This is a genomic window from Sphingomonas sp. M1-B02 (assembly GCF_026167525.1).
Taxonomy (GTDB): domain Bacteria; phylum Pseudomonadota; class Alphaproteobacteria; order Sphingomonadales; family Sphingomonadaceae; genus Sphingomonas.
Window position 1 is genome coordinate 1,064,524 of sequence record NZ_CP110679.1, and the last position, 13,155, is coordinate 1,077,678.

9 protein-coding genes are annotated in these 13,155 nt (G+C 65.8%); 2 read left to right on the forward strand and 7 right to left on the reverse strand.

Translation table 11 applies throughout. The annotated features are described in order from the left end of the window. Nucleotides 1-5: 5 nt before the first annotated feature. The 4 genes from rutA to rutB all read right to left on the reverse strand — a co-directional run bounded on the left by rutA (nt 6) and on the right by rutB (nt 3,230). Nucleotides 6-1,070, reverse strand: a complete 1,065-nt coding sequence (rutA, locus tag OKW87_RS05135; protein ID WP_265542817.1) for a pyrimidine utilization protein A — start codon at nt 1,068-1,070, stop codon at nt 6-8. A 3-nt stretch (nt 1,071-1,073) separates the two neighbouring features. Next, nucleotides 1,074-1,853 carry a pyrimidine utilization protein D gene (rutD, locus tag OKW87_RS05140; protein ID WP_265542819.1) on the reverse strand — a complete coding sequence of 260 codons (780 nt, stop codon included), beginning with the start codon at nt 1,851-1,853 and terminating at the stop codon, nt 1,074-1,076. A 130-nt stretch (nt 1,854-1,983) separates the two neighbouring features. Continuing rightward, entirely contained in the window at nt 1,984-2,367 is a 384-nt protein-coding gene (gene rutC / locus OKW87_RS05145) for a pyrimidine utilization protein C (protein WP_265542821.1), read from the reverse strand. A 137-nt stretch (nt 2,368-2,504) separates the two neighbouring features. Then, entirely contained in the window at nt 2,505-3,230 is a 726-nt protein-coding gene (gene rutB, locus OKW87_RS05150; protein ID WP_265542823.1) for a pyrimidine utilization protein B, read from the reverse strand. Between the two features lie 118 nt (nt 3,231-3,348). Between rutB and OKW87_RS05155 the strand changes: the two genes are divergently transcribed. After that, nucleotides 3,349-4,548 (forward strand): GGDEF domain-containing protein, encoded by a 1,200-nt coding sequence (locus OKW87_RS05155; protein ID WP_265542824.1) that lies wholly within the window; start codon nt 3,349-3,351, stop codon nt 4,546-4,548. Between the two features lie 76 nt (nt 4,549-4,624). Here the strand turns inward: OKW87_RS05155 and OKW87_RS05160 are convergent, their stop codons facing one another. Next, nucleotides 4,625-4,918: a hypothetical protein gene (locus OKW87_RS05160; protein WP_265542826.1), complete on the reverse strand. Its 294-nt coding sequence runs from the start codon at nt 4,916-4,918 to the stop codon at nt 4,625-4,627. A 149-nt stretch (nt 4,919-5,067) separates the two neighbouring features. Here OKW87_RS05160 and OKW87_RS05165 point away from each other — a divergent pair, with 149 nt between their 5' ends. Continuing rightward, nucleotides 5,068-7,689 carry a M1 family metallopeptidase gene (locus tag OKW87_RS05165; protein ID WP_265542828.1) on the forward strand — a complete coding sequence of 874 codons (2,622 nt, stop codon included), beginning with the start codon at nt 5,068-5,070 and terminating at the stop codon, nt 7,687-7,689. A 109-nt stretch (nt 7,690-7,798) separates the two neighbouring features. Here the strand turns inward: OKW87_RS05165 and OKW87_RS05170 are convergent, their stop codons facing one another. Then, nucleotides 7,799-9,400: a long-chain fatty acid--CoA ligase gene (locus OKW87_RS05170; RefSeq protein WP_265542830.1), complete on the reverse strand. Its 1,602-nt coding sequence runs from the start codon at nt 9,398-9,400 to the stop codon at nt 7,799-7,801. Nucleotides 9,401-9,579: 179 nt separating this feature from the next. Next, nucleotides 9,580-13,131: a DNA polymerase III subunit alpha gene (dnaE, locus tag OKW87_RS05175; protein ID WP_265542833.1), complete on the reverse strand. Its 3,552-nt coding sequence runs from the start codon at nt 13,129-13,131 to the stop codon at nt 9,580-9,582. Nucleotides 13,132-13,155 lie beyond the last annotated feature (24 nt).

Consider the following 13,155-nt stretch of genomic DNA (forward strand, 5'->3'; position numbering starts at 1 on the left):
GGTGTTCAGGCCGGTTGCCGGCTCTTCATCAGCGGCTGGATGCGGGTGCCGAAATTCTCGACGCCCTCCAGGAAGTCGTCGAAGGTGAGCAGGACGCCGCCGGTGTTGGGAACTTCGGCCATTTCGTCGAGCATGCGGGCGACGCTTTCGTAGCTTCCCACAAGGGTGCCCATGTTGATGTTCACCGCGCCTTCGGGGGCGGCGAGCTGGCGGACATTGGTGGTGGCGTTGACCTTGTCGGCCGCGCCCTGGTCCTTGAGCCAGGCGATCGCGTCATGATCGACGCCGTCATTATAGGACTGCCACTTGGCCATCGCGGCTTCGTCGGTCTCGTCGGCGATGATCATGACGAGGACGAAGACCGAGACGTCGCGCCCGGTCTTGGCGGTGGCGGCGGCGAGGCGTTCGTTGTTGAAGGCGAAGGCAGTGGGGGTGTTGACGCCTTTGCCGAGGCAGAAGGCGTAGTCGGCCCATTTGGCCGAGAAAGCGAGGCCCTCGTCCGAAGACCCGGCGCAGATGATCTTCATATCGCCCTCCGGCTTGGGCCGGACACGGCAATCCTCCATCTGGTAATAGGTGCCCTTATAATCGCTAACCCCCTCGGCCCAGAGTTCGCGAAGGATGCGGGCATATTCGTCGAGCATCTGGTAGCGATTGCGGAAATGCTCGTCGCCGGGCCAGAGCCCCATTTGCGAATATTCGGGGCGCTGCCAGCCGGTGATCAGGTTGAGCCCGAAGCGGCCGTGGCTGATGCTGTCGATCGTGTTGCACATCCGCGCGGCGAAGGCGGGCGGGATGACGAGCGTCGGGCAGGTCGCGTAGATCTTGATCTTGCTGGTCACCGCGGCGAGCCCGGCCATCAGCGTGAAGCTTTCGAGGCCATATTCCCAGAATTCTGTCTTGCCGCCGAAGCCGCGCAGCTTGATCATCGAGAGGAGGAAATCGAGGCCATGCTCCTCGGTCTTGAGCGCGATCGCCTTGTTGAGATCGAAGCTGGGCATATATTGCGGGGCGTTTTCGCTGATCAGCCAGCCGTTGTTGTTGATGGGGACGAAGACGCCGACCTGCATGTGTTAGCTCCCTAGGAATTCGAGCACGCGTTGGTTGAAACCGTTCGGATCGGTGACGTTGCAGCCGTGCCCGCCCCAACCCATCATGCTCAGCTCTGCCCCCTCGATGCCCTCGGCGAGGCGCCGCGAGCAGTTCGATGGCACGAGCATGTCATCCTCGGCGGCCAGCGCAAGGGTCGGCGCGGCGATTTCGTGGAGTCGGGCGTCGACGTCGAACGCCTTGAGCGCGGCGATGCGCTTTTCATAGGCTTCGGCGCCGGCGAAATGGGCTAGGTGGTGCGCGTCTTCCGCGGCGAGGCGAGCGGCGTTTTCGGAGATCCAGTTGGCGGGGTAGAGGAAGATGGGCTGGGCGCGGATATAGGCGTCCGGGCCGCTGCTGCGCAGGAGCGCGAGGCGGGCTTCGAAGCAGCGGGCGAAGTGGGGGTCGGGCCTGGACCAGGCGTTGACCAGGACGAGGCGGTCGACTCGCTCGGGGGCGGCAAGCGCCAGCGCAAGGGCTGCGACGCCGCCGGCGGCGTGGCCGATGATCGTCGCCTTTTCAAGGTTCAGGCCCTCGATCAGCGCCAGCAGGTCGGCGCCCATCTGCTCGACGGTGACCTGTTCGGGGAGCGTGCGATCACTACGTCCGGTGCCGCGGTGGTCGTAGAGGATGACGCGGTGGTTTGCGACGAGCGCGGGGAGGTTGGGAAGCCAGTAGTTTGCGGAGCCGCCGAGGCCCGCGGAGAGGATAAGCGGGGGGCCGGTGCCGTGCTGCTCGTAATAGAGGCCTTCGATACGCGACACCTAGATCCTCCCCGGCACGGGGAGGTGGCAGCCGAGGGCTGACGGAGGGGGCGTGCCGCGAGGGGTATCGCTGGTGGAGAGCCCCCTCCACCAGCCTGCGGCTGGTCCCCCTCCCCGTTCCGGGGAGGATCTAAGCAAGATGCGCCACGCTGGCGATCTCGACGAGACAATCGGGCTTCACCAGCTCGCATTTGATGCAGTAGCGCGCAGGCTTCGCGCCCGGGAAGTACTCGGCGTAAACCTGGTTGAACGCGGCGTAATCGGCCAGGTCCTTGAGGAAGATATGGTTCATCGCAACGTCGGCCAGCGTCGCGCCGGCCGCTTCGAGGGTGGTCTTGATCACCTCCAGCACGTGCCGCGTCTGCGCCGCGGCGTCGCCGATGTGGAGGACCGCCCCGCCCTCGCCCAGCGCGAGCACGCCCGAGACATAGACGGTGTTGCCCGCCTTCGCGCCTGCCGAATAAGGTGCGATCGGGGTGGGGAATTGGGGTGGGTTGATCGGTTCGAAGGGCATTCTCGGTCTCCTATTCAGCCCCGTCATGCTGAACTTGTTTCAGCATCCATCGCGTAACGGGCTAGCGCATCGCATGGGGAGGGTTGGATCCTGAAACGGGTTCAGGATGACGGTGTAGGTGGGGCGAACGCAGCGCGTCACTCGGGCCTCTGGCCAAAGGATCCACAGAAATCCGCGCTGGTGGACACCCAGCCGAAGAATTTCTCGACATTGTAGACGCTGGCCCGCTGGATGAAATCGGGCCCGAGATGGTGGGTCGCATCTTCCAGCATCACCCCGAAATATTCGAGGTGGAAGCCGTCGCGCAGCGTGCTTTCGACGCAGACATTGGTGGCGATCCCGACGAACACGATCGTGCGGATGCCGCGCGAGCGGAGCACGCTATCGAGCTGCGAATTGAAGAAGGCCGAATAGCGCGTCTTGCCGAGGACGATGTCGCCTGCTTGCGGCTTGAGCGTATCGACGAGGGCATAGTCCCACCCGCCGCGCGCGAGCAAAGTCCCGGCAAGCTCGGGCCGCGCGCGCATCGTCTTGAGCGCGTTGGACTTGTGCCAGTTGGGCGAGCCGGGCCCGCCCGCCTCGACATAATCGGGGTCCCAGCCGTTCTGGAGGTAGACGATCTGGATCCCCGCCCCGCGCGCCGTTTCAAGCACCTGTCCGATCCGGCCGATCGTGCCGGCCGCGCCGCCGATGTCGAACCCGGCCTGATCGACATAGCCACCGGGCGAGGCATAGGCATTCTGCATATCGATCACGACGACCGCAGTCTCCCCCGGCACGAGGCGCATCGGCTCGGGCCGCGCCGGCAGCGTTACCGCCGCGTCGCCTGCTGCTGCCGATCCCACTGCCACGCCGTCGCTCATGTCTGTCCCTTCGCTCGCGAAGGTGAACCAGCGCTCGCGTTCCCGCAAGTAGGCCGCAAGCCCTTGTTTACACTTGCGCGCTTAAGGCCGTGTGCAGGGGGGACGCGAAAGGACGCCCGTGCCTGCCCTCGCCCCGTCGCTCAACGACGACCTCGCCAGCCGCAAACGCCACGTCTTCGGCTTTGCGTCACTCGTGGCGCTGCTGCTGATGCTGATCGTGACGACCGGCCTATCGCACTATACCTCGCAGCAGCGCCGTGCCGCGACGGACTGGCAGATGCACACGCTGGAAGTGCTGCTGGTCACCGAGAAATTCCGGTCCTCGATCAACGAATCGCTGCGTGGAGAACGGGGCTACCTGATCACCGGCGATCCGCGATTTCTCGACGCTTATGATCGCGGCGTCCGCAACGCGCCTGTCGCTGCCGAAGAACTGCTCGCGCTGACCCGGGATCGGCCCGCCGCCCGCACCCAGCTGATGAACCTGCTTCCCCGGCTCAATCGCTATCTCGCCGTCATCGAGCGGACCGTGAACCTGTATCGCGCGGGCCGGCGTGCAGAGGCGGTTGGAATGGTCCAATCCGGAATCGGCCGGCGTCATATCGAAACGCTGCTCGCAATGACGGCGCAGCTCGAGAATGAGGAGCGCCGCCTGCTCGCCGAGCGGGAGGCGGCCGGAGCGCGCGCCGCGTTCATCGCCGATGTGGCCAGCCTGGCAATGTCGGCAGTGGCGCTTCTCTTCCTGCTGATCGTCGCCTGGGCAGGATATACGGCGTCGCGCGCGCGACAGCAGGCGCTGGAACTGGCGCAACAGCTCCGCCTTGCCGCCACAATCGACGAGCTTACCGGCCTGCTCAATCGCCGCGCCTTTCTGGCGGCTTTGGATACCGAGATCGCGCGCGTCAGCCGCAGCGGCGCGCCGCTGGCGATCGCGCTGGTCGATCTCGATTATTTCAAGAAAGTGAACGACAATTTCGGTCACCATGCCGGCGACCAGGTGTTGCGCCGCTTCGCCGAAATCGCGCGCGAGAAGATGCGCGCCGCCGACATGCTGGGCCGCATCGGCGGCGAGGAGTTCGCGGTGCTGATGCCCGATACCGACAAGGTGGAATCGGGCATCGCCGGCGAACGGCTGCGCGAAGGCATCGCCCGCCGCCACATCGTGCTGGAGACCGGCGTGCTCGTGCCGATCACCGTCAGCGTCGGCGTCGCCCACTACATTCCCGGCGAGACCCGCGACCAGCTCATCATCCGCGCCGACGAAGCGCTGTATGAGGCGAAGCATTCCGGGCGGAACCGCACGCGACTGGCGGCCTGAAGGGCGCTTTTGGGGCTTGGTGGGGAGTCAGGAAGTGGGTGGTAAGCCGACATGGATTGATCCATCGCGACTGTAGTCATTCACCTCTAAGACGAAGTGACGGGGCTCGCGCCTTGAAAAATCTCAGAATTAGCGTTCCCAACATGAGCCATGTGGCAAGAATCGCTGGAAACGCGATCCCCATGGCGACCGCGGTGACTAGAGCCGTGATGCCGTAAACAGGCTGGCCGTTTTGGTAGACTGCGGTGCCGCCCGTCATCCCCAGAATCCCGAAGAAGAGCATGACCGGCATCATGAGCGCCAGATTGGCCAGATAGCCAAATTTGAAAACTGATCCAGCCGATAGGCGATCCGTACCGATCTCGCGCATATAAGCCTCCCTGTCCGGCTCGGATCTACGCACTCGAGCCAACATCCGCAATTGAATCAGCCCCCGCCAAGGAACGTCTGGGCACGACGGTGTGCTATTGCTCTAGGCCACTCGCGCCCTTAAGCATCGCTGTCCCATAAGGAATCTCGATGCGCGTCTTCTTTGCGTTTGCCCTCTTCCTCACCCCCGCCGCTGTTGCCCAGACCGCCGAGCCGCTGCCGACCGGCAAGCTGCCCGACACGGCGGCGCCGATCGCCTATCGGCTGGACCTGACGGTGGTGCCCGAGCAGGAGCGGTTCAGCGGGCATGCCGAGATCGACGTGCAGCTCAAGAAGCCGGCGGCTTCGATCTTCATGCACGGGCGCGACCTGAAGGTCAGCAAGGCGGTGGTGCGGATCGGCGGCAAGGAGACGCCGGTCACCTTCACCCAGAAGAATCCGCTGGGGCTGGCGCAGGTCGATTTCGGCCGGACCGTGCCCGCGGGCAAAGTGACGCTGAAGTTCGATTATGACGCGGCGTTCGGCAACGGGCCGTCGGGCATCTATCGCATCAAGGTGGGCGACGATTGGTATAGCTGGTCGCAATTCCAGTCGATCGACGCGCGCGCCGCTTTCCCTTCGTTCGACGAGCCGGGATACAAGACGCCGTTCGCCGTATCGGTAACCACCAAGCCGGGCTTCGTCGCGATCAGCAACGCGCCCGACACCGGCAAGCCGGTGCCCGCGGGCGCGCTGGTGAAGCACAATTTCATCCCCACCGAGCCGCTGCCGACCTATCTGGTCGCCTTCGTCGTCGGCCCGTTCGCGACCGCCGAGGGCGTGGTTCCGCCGACCGCCCAGCGCAGCAAGCCGCTGCCGCTACGCATCGTCGGCACCAAGCCTTATGCCGGGCAGCTGCAATATGCGCTCGACGGATCGGCCAAGATCGTCGCGCTGCTGGAGGGCTATTTCGGCCAGGGCTTCCCCTACCCCAAGCTCGACCAGATCGGTTCGCCGGTGATGCCCGGCGCGATGGAGAATGCCGGGGCGGACATTTATGGCGACAGCATCCTGTTCGTCGACGAAGCCTCGCCGACCGAGGAGAAGCAGACCTTCGGCATGGTGGTCGCGCATGAGCTGGCGCACCAGTGGTTCGGCGATCTCGTGACCCCGGCCTGGTGGGACGATATCTGGCTGAACGAGAGCTTCGCCAACTGGATGGGCTATCGCATCGGCAACGAATGGCGGCCCGACCTCAACATCGGCACGGGCGCGATCGACGAGGCGTTCGACGCGATGCAGCTCGACGCGCTCAGCGTTGGTCGGCCGATCCACGAACGGATCACCAACGACGCCAATGTCGACGCCGCGTTCGACCAGATCACTTATGGCAAGGGCGGACAGGTGGTCGCGATGATCGCGGCCTATCTGGGCGACGAGAAGTTTCGCGCGGGCGTGCGGCTGCATATGCAGCGCCATAACCATGGCAACGCCAGCACCGACCAGTTTTTCGCCTCGCTTGCCGATGCGGCGAAGGACCCGCGGGTGCTGGCGTCGCTCAAGAGCTTCGTCGACCAGCAGGGCGTGCCGGTGGTGACGCTCAAGCGGCAGGGGGCCGGGCTCGTCGCGAGCCAATCGCGTTATGCTTATTATGGCACCCAGCCGGGGCCGGGCGAATGGATCGTACCGCTGTGCGTGCGCCGGAGCGCGGTGCGCAGCTGCACGCTGATCGACAAAGCGGGCGGCGCGATCGATGCCAAGGGCGAAGGCGTGGTGGTGCCCAATGCCGGGGGGCTGGGCTATTATCGCTTCGATCTCGATCCGGCCGACTGGACTGCGCTGATCGCCGCCGCGCCGACCCTGCCCGAGGGCGAGGCGCTGGCGGTGACCGACAGCCTGTGGGCCTCCTTCTTCGCGGGCAAGGCGAGCACCGCGCAGGTGATCGCGCTCACCCGCTCGATGGCGGCGCATCCCGCTTCGGCGGCGGCATTGGATAACGGCGCGCGGCTGCGCGGGCTGGTCCGGCGCGGGCTGGTCAGCGATGCCGCGCTGCCGGCGCATCGCAAGCTGATCGCGGATATCTACGCGCCGATGCTCGCGAAGCTCGGCTTCGATCCGGCGGCGGGGGCCTTCGCCACCGATGGCCCGGATCGGCGCAAGCTGCGCGCGGATATCGTCCAGCTCGTGGCCTTGGGAGGCCGCGACGCGGCGATCCGCGCGAAGCTCAGCGCTGCTGCCGACGCCTATCTGGCCGGTGACGCCAAGGCACTCGATCCGCAATTCGCCCAGCTCGCGCTGGCGATTTCCGTCGAGGAAAAAGGCGTGCCGCAGGCGCAGCTGATCGCGGACAAGGCGCTGAGCGGGGCAATCCCGGCGCTGCGCCAGACCGGGCTGCAGGCGGTCGCAGCCTCCGGCAATCCGGAGGTAGCGCGCTGGTTTTTCAACGACTTCAAGGATCCGCGGCTGCCGCAGATCGGACGGCTTTACGCCACCGCCGGCTTCCTCGGCGCACCCGGCACCCGCGACATCGCGGTCGACTATATGCTCGCCAATTTCGACGCTTTCTCGAAGGGTGCTGGCGGCGGCGGGATCTTCTCGGCGCGGGCGGCGGGGATGTTCAACGTGCTGTGCACCGTGGACCAGGCCGCGGCGGTCGACGCCAAGCTTCGCCCGCAGCTGGCCGGGGGAAACACGCTGAGCCTCGATCGGGCGGTGGAATCGATCCGCAATTGCGCGCGGTTCCGCGATGCGAAGGCGGCGGAAGTTAGTGCTGCGATTTTGGCGGCCCGCTGAGTAAGGCCGTCATCCCGGCGAAAGCCGTCACCCAGAGCCAAGCAGGGCTGCGCTGAGCCGCCCTGGATCCCGGCTTTCGCCGGGATGACGGCTATGGCGGGGGCGGGCCTCAGGCAGCCGCCAGCCGGAAATCCTTATACTGCTCGCGGATCGCGGTCTTGAGCAGCTTGCCGGTGGCCGTGTGTGGCAGGCTGTCGACGAAATGGACTTCGTCGGGCAGCCACCATTTGGCGACATGCTGCGCCAGATGCGCCTGGATTTCCTCGGGGGTCACCTCGGCGCCGGGCTTGCGGACGACGAGCAGGATCGGCCGTTCTTCCCAGCGCGGATGATGGACGCCGATCGCCGCGGCTTCGGCGACGCCCGCGCAGCCGACCGCGGCATTTTCGAGCTCGACCGAGCTGATCCATTCGCCGCCCGATTTGATGACGTCCTTGGCGCGATCGGTGATCTGCATCGTCCCGTCGGCATGGAGGACCGCGACGTCACCGGTGTCGAACCAATTTTCGGCGTCGACGCAGGGCCCGCTTTCGTCCTGGAAATATTGGCGGATCACCCAGGGGCCGCGGACCTGAAGCCGCCCCGAGCTCTTGCCGTCGCGTGGCTGGATCACGCCCTCGTCGGTGACTACGCGCAGCTCGACCCCGAACGGGACCTTGCCCTGCATCGCCACCTGGCCGACCTGTTCTTCGAACGAGAGATCGTCCCAATCGTGCGACGGCGCCCCCATCGTGCCGATCGGCGAGGTTTCGGTCATGCCCCAGGCATGGTTGACGCGGATGCCCATCTTCATCAGCCGCTCGATCATCGCGCGCGGCGCCGCCGAGCCGCCGATCGTAACGATCTTGAGATGCTCGGGCGCCGCGCCGGTGGCGTCCATATACTGGAACATGCCGAACCAGACGGTGGGCACGCCGGCGCTGTGGGTGACCTTTTCGCGGTTCATCAGGTCGCAGAGGATCTTGGGCTCGTTGATCGCCGAGAAGACGAATTTGACGCCGACCGCGGCGCCGGCGAAGGGAAGTCCCCAGCCGACTGCGTGGAACATCGGCACGATCGGCATCGCCACCGACTGGGTGGAGAGATCGAATTCGGCGGGCTGGAGTTCGGTGATCGCGTGGATCACGGTGGAGCGGTGGGTATAGACCACGCCCTTGGGATTGCCGGTGGTGCCGCTGGTGTAGCAGAGCATGCAGGGTTCGCGTTCGTCGCCCTCGACCCAGGCATAGTCGCCGTCCTCGCGCGCGATGAGCGCTTCGAAACTGGCGGCGTCATCGGGGTCCGCGTCGAAGCAGACATAATGCTCGATCGTCGGCCAGTGCGGCTTCATCTTGTCGACCAGGGGCGCGAAGGCCTTGTCGTAGAGGAGGACCCGATCCTCGGCATGGTTGGCGATGAAGGCGAGCTGATCGTCGAACAGCCGCGGATTGATCGTGTGGATCAGCCCGCCCATCCCGATCGTGCCATACCAGGCTACCAAATGGCGGCTATGGTTCATCGCCAGCGTCGCGACGCGATCGCCGACCTTGACCCCCAGCCGCTCGAGCGCCTGCGCCAGCTTGCGCGAATCGCGGGCGATTCCGGCCCAGTCGGTGCGGGTCTCGCCGCCGTCGGCCCAGCGGGTGACGATCTCCCGCGACCCATGCTCGCGCGCGGCGTGATCGAGCAGGCGCATCACGCGGAGCTCGAAATCCTGCATTCCACCCAGCATTGCTCTCTCCATACCGGTTTTTCGAGAACCTAGCGTCGGTAGATAGTGGGTGTCGAGAGTGGCGTAGCTAAAAGCCCCTCCCCTTCAGGGGAGGGGTTGGGGTGGGGCGTGACCGTCTCATCGAGATCTTCGCGCGCCGACAGCCCCTCCCCTAACCCCTCCCGCAAGCAGAAGGGGGATTAGGCGGCGGCGGCCAGGCGCTGGCTTTCGGCAGTCTTGAGCGCCGCGTGGCGGATGCCGTGCAGCTTCTCGATCTTCTGGGCGAGTTCGCCGTCCAGGCGGAAGTTGCGTCCCAGCACCACCGTCGCCTCGCCCTCGGCGAGGGGCGCGCGCACCAGTATTTCGCCGCGGCCGCCGCGCTGATCGGCCATCAGCTCTGCGAGCACGCCGAGCACGCGCGGATCATCGACCACCACCTCGAGCAGGAGCTGGGCGGTGTTGGCAAGCGTCTCGAAAGGCTGGACGCGCTTGACGGTCACGCGCGGCGTGTCTTCACCGGCGCGCTTGTCGAGCTCTACGGTCAGCACGCCGCACCCGCCTGCCCGCGCGGCCTCTTCCATGTCCTTCGCGGCCAACTCCTCGAAGCAGGTCACGGGGATCTGGCCGCTGGTGTCGGAGATGGTCGCCATCAGATAGCGATTGCCGCGCGCCGAGGTGCGCCAGCGCGCATCCTCGATCAGGGCGGCAACGGTCGCGCCGATGCGGGCGCCTTCGGGGATCGGGATTTCGCCGAGCGTGCTCAGGTCGCGCGCGCCGTGGACGCGGGCGAGATGCTGGTAGCGATCGAGCGGGTGCGCCGAGAAATAATAGCCGAAGGCTTCCTTCTCGGCGTTGATCCGATCGGCAAGCGACCAGTGCGCGCTCTTGGGCAGCGCAATCGCGCCGCCGCCGGCTTCGGATTCGCCGAACAGGCCGCCCTGCCCGCTTGTCTTGCTGTCCTGCGTGCGCTGCGCGACCGCGAGCACCGTTTCGGCGGCGGCAAAGACCCCGGCGCGATTGGGCTCGATGCTGTCGAACGCCCCCGCCCCGGCCAACGTCTCGACCTGGCGCTTGTTTAGCAGGCGTGGATCGACGCGGCGCGCAAGATCGTCGAGCGACTGGAAGCGGCCATTTTCGTCTCGCTCCTCGACGAGCAATTCCATCGCACGCTCGCCGACGCCCTTGAGCCCGCCCAGCGCATAGCGCACCGCAAGACCCTCGCCATGCTTCTCGACCGAGAAATCGGCGAGGCTGGCGTTGATGTCGGGCGGCAGGCATTCGACGTCGAGCCGGCGCATATCGTCGGCGAAGATGGCGAGCTTGTCGGTCTGGTGGATGTCATAGGCCATCGACGCGGCGTAGAATTCGTGCGGGTAATGCGTCTTGAGCCAGGCGGTCTGGTAGGCCAGCAGCGCATAGGCCGCGGCGTGCGACTTGTTGAAGCCGTAGCCGGCGAACTTGTCGATCAAGTCGAACAGTTCGTTCGCCTGCTTGGCCGGGATGTTGTTCACCTTCAGGCAGCCCTCGACGAAGCCGGCGCGCTGGGCGTCCATCTCGGCCTTGATCTTCTTGCCCATCGCGCGGCGGAGCATATCGGCGCCGCCGAGGCTGTAGCCGGCCAGGATCTGCGCGGCCTGCATCACCTGTTCCTGATAGACGAAGATGCCGTAGGTCTCGTGGAGCACCGTTTCCAGCAGGGGGTGCGGATAGACGATCGGCTCGCGGCCGCCCTTGCGGTGACCGAACATCGGAATGTTATCCATCGGGCCCGGGCGATAGAGCGAGACGAGCGCGATGATGTCGCCGAAATTGGTCGGGCGGACCGCCGTCAGGGTGCGGCGCATGCCTTCGGATTCGAGCTGGAACACGCCGACAGTGTCGCCGCGCTGGAGCAGGTCGTAGACTTGCGGATCGTCCCAGCTGAGCGTTTCGAGATCGACTTCGATGCCGCGATCGCCGAGCAATTCGACTGCCTTCTTGAGCACCGACAGCGTCTTGAGCCCGAGAAAGTCGAACTTCACCAGCCCCGCCGCCTCGACATATTTCATGTCGAACTGGGTGACCGGCATGTCCGAACGCGGATCGCGATAGAGCGGGACGAGCTCGGCGAGCGGGCGATCGCCGATCACCACGCCGGCGGCGTGGGTCGAGCTGTGCCGCGGCAGCCCCTCCAGCCGCATCGACAGATCGACGAGATGGCGGACGCCGGGGTCGTTCTTATATTCCGAGTGGAAGTCGCTGACGCCGTTGAGCGTGCGTTCGAGCGTCCAGGGATCGGCGGGCAGATTGGGGATCAGCTTGGCGAGGCGATCGACCTGGCCATAGCTCATCTGCAGCACGCGCCCGACGTCCTTGAGCACCGCGCGCGCCTTCATCGTCCCGAAGGTGATGATCTGCGCGACCTGGCCGGTGCCATATTTCTGCTGGACGTAGCGGATCACTTCGCCGCGCCGGGTTTCGCAGAAATCGATGTCGAAATCGGGCATCGACACGCGTTCGGGATTGAGGAAGCGTTCGAACAGCAGGCCGAGCTTCAGCGGATCGAGATCGGTGATCGTCAGCACCCAGGCCACGACCGAGCCCGCGCCCGAACCACGGCCCGGGCCGACGGGGATGTCGTGCGCCTTCGCCCATTGGATGAAATCGGCGACGATCAGGAAATAGCCGGGGAAGCCCATCTGGATGATGACGTCGAGCTCGAATTCGAGGCGATCGCGATAGGGCTGTGTCCAGTCGGTCTCTTCCCCCTTTCCGGCCACGGGACTCCCCTCCCCTAGCCCCTCCCGCAAGCGGGAGGGGAACGACCTTCCCTCGATCTGGGCGATCTTCGCCAGGCGGCGATCGAGGCCGGCGCGGGAGAGTTCGCGCAGCATCGTGGCTTCGCCTTCGCGGTCGCCGGCGAGGCTGGGGAGGATGGGCTTGCGCTTGGGCGCGGCGACCGCGCAGCGCTGGGCTACCACCAGCGTGTTCGCGATCGCCTCGGGCAGATCGGCGAACAGCGACTTCATTTCGTTGGCGGGCTTCATCCACGCGTCGGGCGAGCTGCGCGGGCGGTCGTCGCTGGCGATGTAGGACGAGTTGGCGATGCACAGCATCGCGTCATGCGCTTCGTGGAAGCTTTCCTCGGCGAAGCAGCAGGGGTTGGTCGCGACCAGAGGCAGATCGCGGGCATAGGCATAATCGAGCAATTTGGGTTCGGCGCGGCCTTCGACTTCGTCGAGTCGGCGGACGATCTCGATATAGAGGCGATCGGGGAACAGCGCCTGCAGCGCCTCGGCATAGGCTTCGGCGGCCGAATCCTGCCCCTCGGCATAGAGCCGCGTCAGCCCGCCCTCGGCGCCGCCGGTGAGCGCGATCAGCCCGTCGGTGCGGCCGTTTAGCTGATCGAATGTGACATGGGCGTCTTCCTCGATCGGGCGATCGAGATGCGCGAGCGAGACGAGGTTGCAGAGATGACCGTAGCCGGTCTCGTCCTGCGCGAGCAGCGCGAGCCAGTCGATCGGCGCCTTGACGCCATCCGGCATGTTGGGCCGCTTGACCGCGAGCAGCGTGCCGATGATCGGCTGGACCCCGGCTTTCTTGCAGCCTTCGGAGAAGGGCATCGCTGCGTACAGCCCGTTGCGATCGGCCAAAGCCGCCGCCGGGAAGCCGAGCTCGCGCGCCCGCTTGGCGATCGCCTTGGGCTCGATCGCGCCTTCCAGCATCGTGTAGGAGGAGAAGACCCGGAGGGGAACGAAACCCGAATGCACCATGCCCGACCCTAGGCAGGCGCGCGC